We start from the raw sequence: 15,717 nt of genomic DNA on the forward strand, positions 1-15,717 counted from the left end.
TCGGGTGCGTGGACTCGCCGGGGTTCGCGGGGTGTCCTGGTCAAGTTATTTCGCACAGCCCGATAGGTTGTGTGATTGCCGATTGATGCTCGAAGGCATTGGGTGGCAAGTTGCCCAGTGTGGAGTGCAGACGCACGCTGTTGTAGAAGCTGACGATGTAGTCGGCGATGTCGCTCGTGGCCTCGGCATGGTTGGCGTAATCGCGCTGCCAGACGCGCTCCATCTTGAGGTTCAGGAAGAAGCGCTCCATCACCGCGTTGTCCCAGCAGTTGCCCTTGCGGCTCATGCTGCCGACCAGGCCGTGTCTGGCCAGCAGCGCCTGATGCGCCGCGCTGGCGTACTGGCTGCCGCGATCCGTGTGGACGATCAAGCCCGGCGCAGGTTGGCGCTGCACGATGGCCAGTTGCAACGCCCGGCACACCAGCCCGGCCTGCATGTCCGGGGCCATCGCCCAGCCCACCACCTTGCGCGCAAACAAGTCCAGCACCACCGCCAGATACAGCCAGCCGCTGCGCGTGCGGATGTAGGTGATGTCGGCGACCCAGGCCTGATCGGGCCGCGTCGGGTTGAACTGTCGGGCCAGCACATTGGGCGAGATCGGCAGCGCGTGTTTGCTGTCGGTCGTGTGCACGAACTTGCGCTTCCACGTCGAGCGCAGACCATGCTGGCACATCAAACGGCGCACGCGGTAGATCCCCATGACGATGCCACGCGAGGCCACCGCCGTGCGCAGCCGTCGGCTGCCGTACGCCCCGCCGCTGGCCGCAAATGCCGCCTTCAGTTGCACGCTGGCCTCGCACACCGCCGGCTGCATTCGGCTGCGCCTGCGGGCCGCGTAGTAGCCCGAGCGGCTGATGCCCAGCACCCGGCAAACCTGCTCCACCACCGCGGCCTTCTCTTGCAGTTGCCCGACGAGCTTGAAGCTCATCGCAGTTCCCGGGCAAAGAAGGCCGATGCTTTTTTTAAAACTTCTACGTCGCCCCGGAGTTGCTTGTTCTCGGCTTCGAGCTGGCGGATGCGCTGGTGCTCCGCCGTCAACGGCTTGCCGATGCCAGGCTGCCCCAGCTGTTCCGCATCGGCCTGTGCCAGCCAGCGCCGCACCGCCGTCTCGCCCAGCTTCATGTCCCGGCAGACCTCGCCAATGCCCAGGCCCTGCGACCGGATCATCTGCACGATCTGCAGCTTGAAGCTCGCGTCAAAGACTCTTCGTTTCGTGTTCGTCACGTTCGTTGTCCAGGTGATTTCCACCTATCGGTGTGTGCGAAATCATTAGACCAGGACAGTCGGTCAGGTCATCAACGTGAATCCCCTGCGCGATCGCCTCACAGATCATCAGGATGTGCCCTTCCGGCCCCCACCGGCCGACAAGCTCAAGCTCCTTCCCTGTGGCGTGGATCAGGTTCAGTGCAGCCGCCGAGGTGGCCTTGTCCGTGAGTGCCAAGATGGCCTTGTCCTGTGCTTCGGTGTCTTGCTCGAATGCGTCAAACATTTCATGTTCCTTGTTTCTTGATTGGTTGGCGGATGTGGTTCGGCGGTTCGGCGGCGGGGGAGTCGCCAGACATGACCCCCCGCCAGAGAACGCCAGACGCAAGCACCAACCGGCCCCGCGTGCAGTGACCATGCCGGCTCTGTCAGCCTGACCGGGCGGCGAACCGCGCGCAGCGGCGCAGCTCATGCGGCGGCCCGACCATCTCACCCCCGGCGCAGCGGCGCCCGATCAGCCGCGCGCACTCGACGCAGGCGCGCATGTCGGATCCTGTGCGGTCCCGCACCAGCAGCCGATCGGCGATCTGTTCAGCGTCCGCAAGGCTGTAGCCCTGCCGCCTCAGGACCGCCACCCGCCCGGACAGTCGGCTGATCTCCTGATCGTTCAGACCCACCAGCGCCAGCACATCAGCGCGAACCGTAGGCGGGCGCGTATCGCCGGGCACGGCAGGCGCTCCAGGAGGCACACCATCCGGCCTCATCTGAGGCGGCACCGTCTCTGCCTGGGCAGCAGCCGCAGCCTCTGCAGATTCGCGCGCCAGTAGCTCAATCCATCGTCTCATCGCATCAGCTCCGGGTTGACCACATAGACCGTTCGAGGCCGGCCAATCTTGACGACCTGCCCAGCATCAACTTCCATGAGATGCCGATGCGCCACCAGCAAATCCAGGGCGGCCCCCACCACGTCACGATCCGTCAGCCCAGACCATCCGCGCTGATGGACATCGCGTGCCGAGAACATCGCCGGCAGCGCCCCGGCCTGCACCTTGCGCATGAGGGCCTTTGCAGCAGCCACCACAGGCCGGACCCCGCTTGCGTAGGCGCGGCGGGCGTGGCTCTCGAAGTAGTCGGCCAGCGCCAGCGCCTGCACCATCGCCCGACGACTCACCGGGCCAGCGTGCCCATTGATGGCGTGCAGCGTCAGTGCCAGCGCCGGGACATGCTTGCGGAACTTGGACAGTGCCCCTTCCGTGGCGGCATCGATGTCCGGCAAGCGCAGGCGTTTTTCCAGCCCGGTGCGCCACTCCTGAAACAGCTCCAGAGCATCGGGAGCGAAGCGCAGGAAGGGCACGCCCTCGGGATCGCCGTTGCGGTCCACTGGCTGCTCGGCGCCCAGGTCGGCGGCCTGCAGGCGGTGCAGGCGCTCGAACACGTCGAAGGCGGCACGCTTGGCGGCGTTGTCAGGGAGCCGGTCCACGTTGCGCCAGTCCCCGGGCTGGTCCGGCCAGCACACCAGGAACCGCTGCATCATGCCGTCATCCATCGATCCGCCCACCGATGCGCCACGGATGAAGGAGGCCAGTGGGCCGGGCTGGATGCAGCCGACCAGCGACAGGCGCACGCTCGGCACGGTCAGCGTGCCCCGGGTGATCCGGTCGAAGGTGTAGCGGCCACCGCTCCAGGATTGCAGGTAGAAGGCGCGGGCGTCGGCGGTGTCTTCGCGCTGAAGGATGGTCAGCAGGCCCCGCATCTCGTCGCGCACGCACAGCAGGCCATCCGGGTTCTCCGTCATGATCTGGCCCATTGCCTCATAGGTCAGGTCATTGACCAGCAGGCGCGGCCGGGTCGGCGCGGGCGGTTCCTCCAGGCCGTCGAAGGCGTTGCCGATCTCGGCGTGAGGGTCTTTCGCCAGCTTCTGCCGGGCCAGCTTGTCGGCGGCGTCGGTGCGCATCTTGTGCAGCCGCAGCGCGTCGGCGTGTCCCTTGGCGTCGGCGTTGAATTGCTCGGCGCTTCGGGCCTCCAGTCGTTCGATCGGGGCCAGCGCGGCGGACATCGCCGGGCTTTTCATCATCCCCGGCCTGCCGACCACCAGCGCCCACAGGTTAGGCGACTCCTGCCAATCAGTCAGCCCCTGAGGGCACACCGCCAGCCGACGCGCCACCAGCGCAGCCGCGCCCACCAGCATCGGCACGGCAACGAAGTCCGGGGGGCACTGCATGCGTTCGGAAACGTCGATCACCCAGGGGCGCAGCGCATCGGGGAGCGCCTGCAACGGCAGGGCCTCCACCGGCAGCAGATCAAGCGGCAGCGGCAAGGGCGCCGACTCGGAAATCAGGTCATCGGCTGCGGCACTCATGGCGGACATGGCATTCGTGGAATCGGTGTTGTTCATCAGTCCCCCTCAGGTGGCGGTGTTGCTGGCGTGCACGATGTCGCACCAGTCCATTTCAGGTGTCTGCGGCGTGATCACCTTGGCGGTGAGGCCGGCCCGTATCGCTCGGCTGTAGAGCTTCCCGGCAGCGGCGATGCCGGCCGGATCGTGATCCCCCCAGATCACCAGATGGCGTGTCCCGGCCGGCCACTGCCAAGCGGCTAGGGCTCCGGCGCTGTAGGCTGCACAGACAGGCATGCGGCCACCGTGGTGGCACGCCAGCGCCGTTTCCAGCCCTTCCGCCACGCCGATCACGCCCCGATCGTCTGGCGCGCTCCACAGGGCCACACCAGCGCCAGCCAGCGGGCCGCAGGTGCGAGACAGCTTCTTGACCGGGCCGGGCACGTCGGCCTTCTGACCGTCTCGGGTGAGGTAGGTTCGGTGCAGCGCCAGCAGCTCGCCGGCCGGGCTGGTGATGGCGGCCACCATCGCCGGGAAGCGACCGACCTCCTTGCCGTCATCGTCGAAGTACGGAACCGCGGGTGCGCACCGCAGCGCGGCCGGCAGTGGCCACAGCTCCACGCCAAGACGATTCCCCAGGTAGCGCACGACGGGATCACCGGGCACCAGCACCCGTGCGCGTGACCACTGCAACACAACGGCGGCGGCGTTCTTCGCCCACTTGGCCCGCTGCTCGCGCTCGCGCTGCTGTCGCTGGTGCTCTGCCCATGCCCGGGCGGCGGCGCGTTCCTCCGGATCCATCGCCCGGCCCGACTCGCTCCAGACGTAATGTCCACCCGTGCGCCAGTCGCCGAAGACGGCGGCGCGGCCATCGGTGAACAGCCGGACCCACAGCGGCCGATTTCGGCCACCGAAGCGGATGAACTCGCCGGGGATGATGTCGCGCTCGGGCGCGGTGCCCAGAACGGCGCGCAGCGTGTCCAGTAGTGCCCCACTCATGCGCGACTCACCTTCAGCGCGTTGCGCACGAAGACACGGCAGGCAATGACCGACATCCCCACCAAGGAGGGAAGATTCTGGTCTGGCACCCTCATTGCCAGCGCGATCACGCCCAGGAAGGCGTCTGCCTCCCGCAGCATCGATCGTGACAGGGTGGCGCCGGGGTCATCACTGGCCGCCAGGATCAGGGCCTTCGTGTAGTGCACAGCCTTGCTGATGTCTTCCGCATCCGGGTCGCGCCCAATAAGCGCATCCTCAGCCCGCTTCAACAGGCGCAGGGCCTCGCGTAGTGCCTTCTTGGCGATCGGGTTCATGGTCCGCACTCTTTCAAACGATTCAGCAGCCCGGCCTGATGTGCTCGGGCCGCTCGTGGAGGTGGTTCCGGGGTCAGTGCAAGGCCGCTTCAGCCAGGTCGGCGCGGCCGTCTCGAATTCGGCCCAGCACGTCAGCCACAACGCCTACGTGCTCATGCTGTTCCAGCGTCTGTGCGGTCAGCGCCAGGATCGTGTCTGCCTGGTCAGCCAGCGCCCGCGACATCTCCGGCTTTTCATCCAGCGCCTCAATCAGCGTCCCCGTCGTCAACCGAAGCGCATTGAGCTGCAAGGAAACATCCCGGCCCGTGCGTGAATGGCGAATCAGGTCAATCGCCTGGTCGATCCGGTCAAGGCAAGACTGAAGATGGCCAGGGCGGGAGAAAACAACGGTAGAGGTCATGATGCAAACAACTCTTTTTGTTTGATTTACTTTGGACATGCAGCAGCGCGACCGACTTTCGAGAGTCAGCCGAACATGCTGCGGGGAGAGAGAATCAGCGAGCCGAAAAGCGATCGCGCGGAGCTGCGAGCTGCAGGCGATCGGCGGCGAGTATCTCGAAGGCGCGAGCGCGTAGCGCGTGGCGCTTCTCTGCCTTCGAGGCGAGAAGATGCGCCAGGCGGCGGCGGTACATCTGGGTAAGGGGAACGTAGGCGCGAGCGAGCGCACCGCTTTGAATGGCGTTCGTCATGGTTTCGGGCTTTCTGCAAAAGCGGCGAAGAACCACGCGCTGCGGGGACTAGCCGAAGCGGGTGGGGATGGGGATAGTCACACGATTGCAGCCGTGCGGCCGTCCTTGCGGATAGGCCCTCCCATCCCCGAAACCTGACGGAATTCGGGCATGACAAAGCCGCGCTATCGTGGCGGCCAAACGCTGCAATTAAGGTGTGACTAGCACCGCTGCGCAGTGTGCCACCGTGGCGCCCATTGTTGCAATACCCCAGCGGTACCGCCTGTGCATGAGGACGAATCGTGCGCACGGCCTCACTCCAACTGCAGGAGAAGCTGAAGCTGGCTTCTGATGGTGTTCACCTCGCCCTGCAGGCGTGGCTTCTCGGCTCGCCGCCGCGACAGGACGGAGGCTCCGCGACTGGCCCGGGCGAAGGACTCGGCCTCAGCCCGCTCTGCAGCGGCCAGCCGGCGATCCAGGTCGGCCAGCTCATCAGCGTTCCGGCGGAACACCCGCAACAGCAGTTCACGCTCAGCGGCGATCAGGTGGGCACGGTAGGCGCGGCCCTTCGGGCTGCTGGACACCAGCGCGATGTGCTTCGCCGCATCCAGGGTCAGGGCGTAATTCGCCCCTGGCCGGCCCCCCCGGGGGTTTCCATTTTTTTTCATGAAAACCTCCCGGTAGTCCTCACCCTCCAGGAGTCCGCACCGCTTCACCTGAGCCTTGAACCAACTGGTGAAGTCCCCACTGCAGCCAAGGCTGGCATACAGGGCGCGGGCCATCACGGCGTGGTGCTCTGCGCCGACAGTGCAACGCTCGATGTCGATGTTCATGGCGCGTGTCACTGCTCGGTCGGGGTTCGGGTGGATTCAAGCCACTGGCGCACCAAGCCAGCAGACCAGCGCACGCAGCGCGGACCGGAGCGGTAATCGGCGGCCGGGAACTCGCCGGTCTTGATCTTGTTGCGGATGCTCTGCTCGCACAGGCCCGCCAAGACCGCAATCTCTTTGATGGAGAGCCGCGCCATGTCGGCAAGTCCAGAGTCAATCATCATCTTCACAGGGTTCTCGTTGACGCTCTTGGTTGCCCAAGGTTGGGCGTGGTGGTGTTTCTTTGTGAACATGCCCAATCATTTCCCGGAAAAAACGGCCCTCCGCCGTCGTTTTCCAACCCCCTGCCCAGGCCCACGACCCGAGCCAACGAAACCCGAAAAGCTGTATTTGATGAGAACTATTTGACGAAATATGGCGTTTGGGGGCGGAATTCGCCGGACTGCCCCGCGATGACCGACCGCACCAGCGCCAGCGGGTCGGCACCGACCCGGCCAGCAGCGCCAGCACAGGCGGCCACATGGCGCCACTGAAGCCGGACGACGCACCCACAGCACGCCGGCCCGGCCCGATCGGCGCCTGGTGCCGGCCACCAGCTCGATCAGCTCGGCACCGACCCGGCCAGCAGCGCCAGCGCCTCGGCATGCTCAGGGCCGGTCTGCGCCCGTGGTGCTGCTGCAGCCAGGCGGACGCACCCAGCTTCCAGCCGGCGCAGATCGGCGCCACTGCGGCCCGCTGCAGGGCGTGCAGCTCCGGCCACCGGCAGCACCAGGAGGCAGGCGCTCGGCCGGACTGGCCAGCACCTCAGCCCGGCCCCGTGGCGCCGCCGCAGCCAGGCGGACGCACCCAGCGCACCGCCCAGCACGATCGGAGCCCCTGCGGGCTACTGGCGCCAGCAGCGCCCGCGCCTCGGCCTGCTCGGGGCCGGGTCAGCCGGCCAGCGCGGGCCGCCTGAGCCCGACCGGGCGCCCCTCGGTGGACTTTTGAGGGTTTTGAGGGTGCCCGGGGTAGTGGTTTTCTGGAAACGAGGACCGGCCTGAGCGGGCCGCCTGAGCCCGACCGGGCGCCCCTCGGTGGACTTTTGAGGGTTTTGAGGGTGCCCGGGGTAGTGGTTTTCTGGAAACGAGGACCGGCCTGAGCGGGCCGCCTGAGCCCGACCGGGCGCCCCTCGGTGGACTTTTGAGGGTTTTGAGGGTGCCCGGGGTAGTGGTTTTCTGGAAACGAGGACCGGCCTGAGCGGGCTACCCGGTCACATCGCCACGAAGGCGCCTGCGCTCGCTTGAATCTCCGTCCGCAGTCTGGCGGGAGTGGTGGCGGCCCGCTCAAGGTTCGCCACACTGGTGGAGATGCGATCAGCCGCAGCCAGCAGCCGGGCACCGCCCCGGATGTGCTCATCGAACAGGGTGCCGTTCTGGTCCCGGACACGCTTCAACGCTGTCACCAGTTCGGCGAAGTCGTCACGCACATGGCGCCAAGCATGTTCGGCTGCGGAGACTTCGCACGACAGGCGAATCGACGCATCAGCGACCAGCCGTGCAACGGCGTCGATTGCCAGCCGGGCCTGAGATACGGCGCTGCGACGCATGGCAACCGATGGGTCTGGCGCCATTTCGTCGGAGACACCCGCCAGATAGTCGAGACTCACGCCGGTCTCTGCCGCCAACAGGATCAGGCTCCACAGCGGCGGCATGCGAATCCCCATCTCCCACAGAGACAACTGCGTGCCGCTCGCATGGCCGATGCGTACCGCCATCAGATGCCCGGAGAGCCCCGTTGATTCGCGGGCGATGCGGATGCGCTGCCCGATCAGCTTGCACAGGCTGTCCTTGTCGCTGACCTGGTTGCCGATCAGGGCGCGTAGTGCATCGATGTTGAAGGACTCATCAGACGGGGCAACAAATGAAGACACGGGTAACTTTCAGGGTAGCTCTACCCTGAAATGATCGCACTGCTGTGTCAAATCAACAACTTACGATGCATGTTTGAACCCTGCACCGCCACCAGATCAAGCCTCGTGAATCCATGGTTCACGAGGCTTTTTCACGTTATGGCGGAAATTTCAGTGCTCGGCATCGCATGAATGACTGGACTTCGCTCGAACTCCTATCGCCAGCATTGCAAACATTAACTGGATCAATGGCGCCCTGCGGCCTACAGTCGGTCCACCATCCAGACTGCAATCAGCGAAGGAGCGTCCCATGGCTGTCGAATCCACGCCCACCCCCCAGTGCCCGTTCCACGCGCCGCCACAGGTGACCGCGGGGGCGCCATCGAATGCCGGCTGGTGGCCTCGGCAGCTCAAGCTCCATCTCCTGCACCAGCACTCGGCGAAGTCCGATCCGCTGGGCGCGGACTTCGACTACGCCGAGGCCTTCCAGCGCCTCGACCTGGACGCCGTCGTGCAGGATCTCCACGCCCTGATGACCGACTCGCAGGACTGGTGGCCCGCCGACTTCGGCCACTACGGCCCGCTGTTCATCCGCATGGCCTGGCACAGCGCCGGCACCTACCGCACGCAGGACGGCCGGGGTGGCGCCGGCACGGGCAACCAGCGGTTCGCGCCGCTGAACAGCTGGCCGGACAACGTCAACCTCGACAAGGCCCGCCGGCTGCTCTGGCCGATCAAGCAGAAGTACGGCCGCCAGATCTCGTGGGCCGACCTGATGATCCTGGCCGGCAACGTGGCGCTGGAGTCGATGGGCTTCAAGACCTTCGGCTATGCCGGCGGGCGCGTGGACATCTGGGAACCGGAAGAGGACGTCTACTGGGGCGCCGAGAAGACCTGGCTCGCCGACCAGCGCTACACCGGCGACCGTGCGCTGGAGAACCCGCTCGCGGCCGTGCAGATGGGCCTGATCTACGTGAACCCGGAAGGCCCGAACGGGAACCCGGATCCGCTGGCTGCCGCCCGCGACATCCGCGAAACCTTCGCCCGCATGGCCATGGACGACGAGGAGACCGTGGCGCTGATCGCCGGCGGTCACACCTTCGGCAAGACCCACGGCGCAGGGGACACCAAGCACGTCGGCCCCGAGCCGGAAGCCGCGGGCATCGAGGCGCAGGGTTTCGGCTGGGCCAGCAGCTTCGGCACCGGCAGGGGCGGGGACGCGATCAGCAGCGGTCTCGAAGTCACCTGGACCACGACGCCCACCCGCTGGAGCAACAACTTCTTCGAGAACCTGTTCGGCTTCGAGTGGGAACTGACGAAAAGCCCGGCCGGCGCGCACCAGTGGACACCGAAGCAGGGCGCTGGTGCCGGCACGGTTCCGGATGCGCACGACGCCAGCAAGCGCCACGCCCCCGCCATGCTGACCACCGATCTGTCGCTGCGCGTCGACCCGGCCTACGAGGCGATCTCGCGGCGCTTCCTGGCGCACCCGGAGCAGTTCGCCGATGCGTTTGCCCGCGCCTGGTTCAAGCTGACGCACCGTGACATGGGGCCGGTGTCGCGTTACCTCGGCCCGCTGGTGCCGAAGGAAGCGCTGCTGTGGCAGGACCCGGTGCCCGCCGTCGACCACCCGCTGGTCGACGCGCAGGACATCGCCGCGCTGAAGGCACAGTTGCTGGCCAGCGGGCTGTCGATTCCGCAACTGGTCACGACGGCTTGGGCCTCGGCCGCCACTTTCCGTGGCAGCGACAAGCGCGGTGGGGCCAATGGGGCGCGTATCCGCCTGGCGCCGCAGAAGGACTGGGCGGTCAACCAGCCGGCCGAGCTGGCCCGTGTGCTGCAGACGCTGGAGGCGGTGCAGGCGACATTCAACGGGGCGCAGTCCGGCGGCAAGCGCATCTCGCTCGCGGACCTGATCGTGCTGGGCGGCTGCGCTGCGGTCGAGGCGGCGGCGCAGGCGGCAGGCCACGCGGTGCGCGTGCCCTTCACGCCGGGCCGCACGGACGCCACGCAGGCGCAGACCGACGTGGACGCCTTCGCCGTGCTGGAGCCGGTCGCCGACGGCTTCCGCAACTACGCCCGCCCGGGGCTGGAGGACTCGGCGGCCGAGCGCCTGATCGACAAGGCGCAGCTGCTGACCCTGACCGCCCCCGAGATGACGGTGCTGATCGGTGGTCTGCGCGCCCTGAACGCCAATGCGGGCGGCACCCCACACGGCGTGTTCACCCAGCGCCCCGGGACGCTGACGAACGACTTCTTCGTGCACCTGCTCGACATGGGCACGCAGTGGCAGAAATCGGCCACCGCCGCCGGCGTGCTGGAGGGCCGTGACCGCGCCACCGGTGCGTCGAGGTGGACCGGCACCGTCGTCGATCTGGTCTTCGGCTCGAATGCCCAGCTCCGCGCGATCGCCGAGGTCTACGCCAGCAGCGATGCGCAGGGCCAGTTCGTGCGGGACTTCGTGGCAGCGTGGGGCAAGGTGATGGCGCTGGACCGCTTCGATCTGAAGTGAGGCTGGCCCGGGGATGTCGCGCGGGTGCGGGCGCCTCCTGGCCTGATCCCGTATGGTCGGCAGCATGACGCTGACCAACAACCCCCACGACGCCGCCCGCCTGCGGGTGCTGATGGCCGGCCTGTCCAGCCTGATCCTGGTGCTCGGCATCGCCCGCTTCGCCTACACGCCGCTGCTGCCGCTGATGCAGCAGCAGGCCGGGCTCGGCGTGGCCGAAGCGGGCTGGCTCGCGGCGGTGAACTACGCCGGCTACCTCAGCGGGGCGGTGCTGGCGGCGTCGATCAGCGATCTGGTGCTCAAGGACCGGCTCTACCGGGCGGGCATGGTGCTGGCGGTGCTGTCCACCGTGGTCATGGCGCTGAGCACGGACTGGCGCGTCTGGGCGCTGTCGCGCTTTCTGGCGGGGCTGAGCAGCGCGGCCGGGATGCTGATGGGCACGGGGCTGATCCTGAACTGGCTGATCCGCCACCAGTACCGCAGCGAACTCGGGCTGCACTTCTCGGGCATCGGCCTCGGCATGGCCGGTTGTGCGGCGGCGGTGCTGGCGATGACCGGTGCGCAGTTCGACTGGCAGCAGCAGTGGTGGGCGTTCAGCGCCATCGCGGCGGTGCTGATGGTGCCGGCGCTGCGCTGGCTGCCGCCGCCAGACACCAGCGGCCTGACCACCGGCGGTCAGACGATGACCGACCGGCCGCCCGGCGTGCTGTTCCTGCGCGTGTTCATGGCCGCGTATTTCTGCGCCGGCATCGGCTTCGTCGTCAGCGTGACCTTCATCGTGGCCATCGTCGACCGGCTGCCGGGTCTGCAGGGCCGCGGTGCGTGGGTGTTCATGGTGATGGGGTTGACGGCCGCACCCGCGGTGATCCTCTGGGACCGCATCGCGCGCCGGCTGGGCGACATCGACGCGCTGATCCTGTGCAGCGTGCTGCACATCGGCGGCATCGTGCTGCCGATCGGCGGGACGCTGGCGGCGGCCATGGCGGGCGCGGTGCTGTTCGGCGCCACCTTCATCGGGCTGGTGAGCCTGGTGCTGTCGATGGCGGGGCGCTATTACCCGACCCGCCCGGCCAAGATGATGGGCCGGATGACGCTCACCTATGGCTGCGCCCAGATCCTCGGCCCGGCCGCCACCGGCTGGCTGGCGGCGCGCAGTGGCGGCAGCTACGTTGCCGGGCTGTCGATGGCCGCGGCGGTGATGGTGGTCGGATTGCTGCTGCTGTGCGCGCTGCGGGTCATCGCACGACGCGCGTGACTTCGCGGGCCTGCACCTCGACCACGTCGTCGCCGGACGTCGGGCGCTGGCTGCGGCCCTGACCGGGGCGGGCACCGAAGCCGGCCGACCAGCCGGCGCGGTTGCGCTGGAAGCGCAGGATGTCCTGCAGCGTCGGGCGCCGGCCGCGCAGCAGGCTCCACAGCGTGTAGGCACCTGCCACCACGACACCCGCGACCAGCAGGCTCATGAAGAAGACCGCGCCCGCCACGAGGAAGGACAGGCGCACCATCAGGCGGAGCAGGCCGCCAAAACCGTCAGTGAGGACATGCATGGGCAGTTCGATCCGTCTGGGGCTGAACAGTTCCGCGGCGTTGGCGGGTCTTCAGGCGTTGGCCACCGGGCGCAGCAGCCCGAACTGGCCGTAGCGCTGCTGCACGGCGGCTTCGATGCCGGCCGCGTCCAGCCCGCACTGCGCCAGCAGGAAGGCCGGGTCGCCGTGTTCGATGAAGCGGTCGGGCAGGCCGAGGTGCAGCATCGGCACGGTGATGCCGGCGGCGTTGAGGTGTTCGGCGACCGCCGAGCCGGCGCCGCCCATGGTGCAGCCTTCCTCGATCGTCACCAGCGCGTCGTGGGTGCGGGCGAGCTGTTCGACCAGCGCGCCGTCCAGCGGCTTGACGAAGCGCATGTTGGCGACCGTGGCGTCGAGCTTCTCTGCCGCGGCCAGCGCGGGGTAGAGCATCGTGCCGAAGGCGAGGATGGCGACCCGCTTGCTGCCCGGACGGCCCGCCACCAGGCCGGATTCACGGCGGATTTCCCCGCGGCCCCAGGGCAGCGTCTCGAAGCTGTTGCCAGCGGCCGCGACCGTGCCGACGCCGCTGCCGCGCGGGTAGCGCACGGCGACCGGGCCGTCATGGCGGAAGGCCGTCGTCAGTGCCATGCGGGTCTCGGCCTCGTCGGCGGGGGCCAGCAGCGCCATGTTCGGGATGCAGCGCACGAAGGCAATGTCATAGGCACCGGCGTGCGTTGCGCCGTCCGCGCCGACCAGCCCCGCGCGGTCGAGCGCGAAGACCATCGGCAGGTTCTGCAGCGCCACGTCGTGGATGAGCTGGTCGTAGGCGCGCTGCAGGAAGGTCGAATAGATGGCGACCACCGGCCGCATGCCCTCGCAGGACAGGCCCGCGGCGAAGGTGACCGCATGCTGCTCGGCGATGCCGACGTCGAAGTAGCGGTCCGGGAAGCGCTTGTGGAACTCGACCATGCCCGAGCCTTCGCGCATGGCTGGCGTGATGGCGACGAGCTTGGGGTCGGCCGCTGCCATGTCGCACAGCCACTGGCCGAAGACCTGCGTGAAGGTCGGCTTCGGGGGCGTGGCGGGCTTGACGAGGCCGATGGCGGGGTCGAACTTGCCGGGGCCGTGGTAAGCGATCGGGTCGACTTCGGCCAGCTGGTAGCCGTAGCCCTTCTTGGTGACGACGTGCAGGAATTGTGCGCCCTTGCGGTCGCGCAGGTTCTCCAGCGTCGGGATCAGCGCGTCGAGGTCGTGGCCGTCGATCGGGCCGACGTAGTTGAAGCCGAATTCCTCGAAGATCGTGCCGGGCACGACCATGCCCTTGGCGTGCTCCTCGAAGCGCCGGGCCAGCTCGAACAGCTGCGGCGCGTTCTTCAGCACCTGCTTGGCGCCTTCGCGGGCCGAAGCGTAGAACTTGCCGCTCATCAGCCTGGCGAGGTACTTGTTGAGCGCGCCGACCGGCGGGCTGATCGACATGTCGTTGTCGTTGAGCACCACCAGCAGGTTCGGCTCCTGGCCGGCGTGCGGCATGCCGCCGTTGTTCAGCGCCTCGAAGGCCATGCCGGCGGTCATCGCGCCGTCGCCGATGATGGCGACGCAGTGGCGGTGTTCTCCCTGGAGCTGCGAGCCCATCGCCATGCCGAGCGCCGCCGAGATCGAGGTGGACGAGTGCGCGGTGCCGAAGGTGTCGTACTCGCTCTCGTCGCGGCGCGGGAAGCCGGAGAGGCCGCCGTATTGCCGCAGCGTCGGCATGCGGTCGCGCCGGCCGGTGAGGATCTTGTGCGGGTAGGTCTGGTGGCCCACGTCCCACACCAGGCGGTCGTCGGGCGTGTCGAAGACGTGGTGCAGCGCGATCGTCAGCTCGACGGTGCCGAGGTTGGACGACAGGTGGCCGCCGGTGCGCGAGACGCTCTTGAGCAGGTGGTCGCGCAGTTCGGTGGCGAGCTGCTTCAGTTCTGGGCGCGAGAGCCGGCGCACATCGGCCGGGGACTGGATGCGGTTCAGCAGCGGATGGGCGTTCTGGGCGTTCATCGCGGGGGGATCCGTCGGTGTGCGGTCGCGGCTCAGGAGTCGCGATCGAGGATGCGGTCGGCCAGGGTGGCCAAGGCATGGACGTCACCCAGGCCGGAGGCGGACAGGGCGGACAGGGCTCGGGCGTGCAGGGTGGCGGCGCGTTCGCGCGCCCCGTCGAGGCCGAGCAGCGAGACGTAGGTGGGCTTGTTCTGGTCGGCGTCCTTGCCGGCGGTCTTGCCGAGGACCTCGGAGTTCTGGGTCATGTCCAGGATGTCGTCGACCACCTGGAAGGCCACGCCCAGGGCGGCACCGAACTCGGACAGCGCGTCCCATGTGGCAGCGGACGGCTGACCGCAGGCGGCCCCCATCAGGACGCTGTTCTGCAGCAGCGCGCCGGTCTTGCGGCCGTGCATGTCGAGCAGTTCGGTCTCGGTCAGCGGCTTGCCGACGCTGGCGAGGTCGATGGCCTGGCCGCCGGCCATGCCCTCGACGCCGGACGCCCGGGCCAGCAGGCGGCACAGGCGGGCCTGCAGCGCGTCGGGGACCACGTCGCCAGCGGCGGCGGGCGGGGGCGTGAGCACCTCGAAGGCCAGTGCCTGCATCGCGTCGCCGGCCAGCATGGCGCGCGCTTCGCCGAACTGCACGTGCACCGTCGGCTTGCCGCGGCGCAGCACGTCGTTGTCCATGCAGGGCATGTCGTCGTGGATGAGCGAGTAGGCGTGGATCAGCTCGACTGCGCAGGCCGCGCGCACTGCCGCCTCGGCATGCCCGTCGACGGCCTGTGCGGCGGCCAGCACCAGCAGCGGGCGCAGTCGCTTGCCGCCATCCAGTACGCCATAGCGCATCGCGAGGCCGAGTCCGGCGGGGGCGTCGGCGCGGACATGGACGCACAGCGCGGCTTCGACCGCTTCGAGCTGCGCGCGCATCCAGGCATCGAAGGCAGAGCGCTTCATGTGGGATCGTTCCAGGGTTGGAGCTGTCCGCCGTCCAGCACCTTGACCTGCTGCTCCACCGCGTCAAGGCGGCTGCGGCAGTAGGCCAGCAACTCGGCACCCCGGCGGTAACCGTCCAGCAACGCATCAAGCGGCATCTGCGCGGATTCGAGCGCCTGCACGAGACGATCGAGTTCGGCCAGTGCACTCTCGTAGCTGGCGGGCTCGCGGGAAGGGGAGTCGGAGGCGCTCTGGGGCATGGCGTCGGGAAAAGTCCTTGATTGTAGGGGGCTTGGCGGGGCTCGAATGTTCCGTCCTGTACACGCCGCGGCGCTGCAGGGCCGCTGAAGCCGCTGCGGTCTGCTGGGCCCTGTTGTACCCGGTGAACAGGGCGGCAGGAAATACTGCACATTTCCCGTGGCCAATGGCCGTGGTCCCGGTCTGGGTTAAAATCCGCGGTTCGCCTTGGGCGTCCGCCCACCCCGGCCCGCTGCAACACCGTCGTGTGTCGCAAAACACCT

At 68.0% G+C, this 15,717-nt stretch carries 18 protein-coding genes; 2 read left to right on the forward strand and 16 right to left on the reverse strand.

Features of this window, described 5'->3' with window-relative positions; translation table 11 throughout:
- Positions 1 to 40: 40 nt before the first annotated feature.
- The 12 genes from BDD16_RS12155 to BDD16_RS12210 form a co-directional block, all read right to left on the reverse strand.
- Positions 41 to 1,242, reverse strand: a protein-coding gene (locus tag BDD16_RS12155) for an IS3 family transposase (RefSeq protein WP_375139092.1) whose coding sequence is annotated in 2 segments (ribosomal slippage) — positions 41 to 954 and positions 954 to 1,242 — 1,203 coding nt in all. Because the reading frame shifts where the segments join, the coding sequence is not laid out codon by codon here.
- The gene (locus BDD16_RS12160; protein WP_179634191.1) at positions 1,196 to 1,489 is read right to left on the reverse strand and encodes a hypothetical protein; all 294 of its coding nucleotides are present in this window, start codon (positions 1,487 to 1,489) and stop codon (positions 1,196 to 1,198) included. Before BDD16_RS12160 ends, BDD16_RS12155 begins: the two co-directional genes overlap by 47 nt.
- Positions 1,490 to 1,631: 142 nt before the next feature.
- Positions 1,632 to 1,931, reverse strand: a complete 300-nt coding sequence (locus tag BDD16_RS12165) for a hypothetical protein (protein WP_179634192.1) — start codon at positions 1,929 to 1,931, stop codon at positions 1,632 to 1,634.
- Positions 1,932 to 2,044: 113 nt separating this feature from the next.
- On the reverse strand, positions 2,045 to 3,598 hold the full coding sequence (locus BDD16_RS12170) for a YfjI family protein (protein ID WP_179634193.1): 1,554 nt from the start codon (positions 3,596 to 3,598) through the stop codon (positions 2,045 to 2,047).
- Positions 3,599 to 3,607: 9 nt separating this feature from the next.
- Entirely contained in the window at positions 3,608 to 4,537 is a 930-nt protein-coding gene (locus tag BDD16_RS12175) for a DUF7146 domain-containing protein (RefSeq protein WP_179634194.1), read from the reverse strand.
- Positions 4,534 to 4,851 (reverse strand): hypothetical protein, encoded by a 318-nt coding sequence (locus tag BDD16_RS12180; protein ID WP_179634195.1) that lies wholly within the window; start codon positions 4,849 to 4,851, stop codon positions 4,534 to 4,536. The genes BDD16_RS12175 and BDD16_RS12180 overlap by 4 nt, the downstream gene beginning before the upstream one ends.
- Before the next feature lie 73 nt (positions 4,852 to 4,924).
- Positions 4,925 to 5,251 (reverse strand): hypothetical protein, encoded by a 327-nt coding sequence (locus BDD16_RS12185; protein WP_179634196.1) that lies wholly within the window; start codon positions 5,249 to 5,251, stop codon positions 4,925 to 4,927.
- Between the two features lie 94 nt (positions 5,252 to 5,345).
- Positions 5,346 to 5,540 (reverse strand): hypothetical protein, encoded by a 195-nt coding sequence (locus BDD16_RS12190; RefSeq protein WP_139330990.1) that lies wholly within the window; start codon positions 5,538 to 5,540, stop codon positions 5,346 to 5,348.
- A 293-nt stretch (positions 5,541 to 5,833) separates the two neighbouring features.
- Entirely contained in the window at positions 5,834 to 6,352 is a 519-nt protein-coding gene (locus BDD16_RS12195; protein ID WP_179634197.1) for an antA/AntB antirepressor family protein, read from the reverse strand.
- An 8-nt stretch (positions 6,353 to 6,360) separates the two neighbouring features.
- A complete protein-coding gene (locus tag BDD16_RS12200; protein WP_179634198.1) occupies positions 6,361 to 6,642 on the reverse strand; it encodes a helix-turn-helix transcriptional regulator in 282 nt (93 codons plus the stop codon).
- A gap of 308 nt (positions 6,643 to 6,950) precedes the next feature.
- On the reverse strand, positions 6,951 to 7,214 hold the full coding sequence (locus tag BDD16_RS12205) for a hypothetical protein (RefSeq protein WP_179634199.1): 264 nt from the start codon (positions 7,212 to 7,214) through the stop codon (positions 6,951 to 6,953).
- A gap of 384 nt (positions 7,215 to 7,598) precedes the next feature.
- Positions 7,599 to 8,258 (reverse strand): helix-turn-helix domain-containing protein, encoded by a 660-nt coding sequence (locus BDD16_RS12210; protein ID WP_179634200.1) that lies wholly within the window; start codon positions 8,256 to 8,258, stop codon positions 7,599 to 7,601.
- Positions 8,259 to 8,547: 289 nt separating this feature from the next.
- Here BDD16_RS12210 and katG point away from each other — a divergent pair, with 289 nt between their 5' ends.
- Both katG and BDD16_RS12220 read left to right on the forward strand, forming a co-directional pair.
- A complete protein-coding gene (katG, locus tag BDD16_RS12215) occupies positions 8,548 to 10,749 on the forward strand; it encodes a catalase/peroxidase HPI (RefSeq protein WP_179634201.1) in 2,202 nt (733 codons plus the stop codon).
- 64 nt (positions 10,750 to 10,813) lie between these two features.
- Entirely contained in the window at positions 10,814 to 12,001 is a 1,188-nt protein-coding gene (locus BDD16_RS12220) for a YbfB/YjiJ family MFS transporter (RefSeq protein WP_179634202.1), read from the forward strand.
- Here the strand turns inward: BDD16_RS12220 and BDD16_RS12225 are convergent.
- From BDD16_RS12225 to xseB, 4 genes are read right to left on the reverse strand one after another with little or no spacing between them, the layout of a single operon-like run.
- Positions 11,982 to 12,293 (reverse strand): hypothetical protein, encoded by a 312-nt coding sequence (locus BDD16_RS12225; protein WP_179634203.1) that lies wholly within the window; start codon positions 12,291 to 12,293, stop codon positions 11,982 to 11,984. The genes BDD16_RS12220 and BDD16_RS12225 overlap by 20 nt on opposite strands.
- A gap of 51 nt (positions 12,294 to 12,344) precedes the next feature.
- A complete protein-coding gene (gene dxs, locus BDD16_RS12230) occupies positions 12,345 to 14,282 on the reverse strand; it encodes a 1-deoxy-D-xylulose-5-phosphate synthase (RefSeq protein ID WP_179634204.1) in 1,938 nt (645 codons plus the stop codon).
- 32 nt (positions 14,283 to 14,314) lie between these two features.
- The gene (locus BDD16_RS12235; RefSeq protein ID WP_179634205.1) at positions 14,315 to 15,217 is read right to left on the reverse strand and encodes a polyprenyl synthetase family protein; all 903 of its coding nucleotides are present in this window, start codon (positions 15,215 to 15,217) and stop codon (positions 14,315 to 14,317) included.
- Positions 15,214 to 15,456, reverse strand: a complete 243-nt coding sequence (gene xseB / locus BDD16_RS12240) for an exodeoxyribonuclease VII small subunit (RefSeq protein WP_179634206.1) — start codon at positions 15,454 to 15,456, stop codon at positions 15,214 to 15,216. The genes BDD16_RS12235 and xseB overlap by 4 nt, the downstream gene beginning before the upstream one ends.
- Positions 15,457 to 15,717 lie beyond the last annotated feature (261 nt).

It is taken from the genome of Sphaerotilus montanus, from assembly GCF_013410775.1.
In the GTDB taxonomy this organism is placed as follows: Bacteria; Pseudomonadota; Gammaproteobacteria; order Burkholderiales; family Burkholderiaceae_C; genus Sphaerotilus; species Sphaerotilus montanus.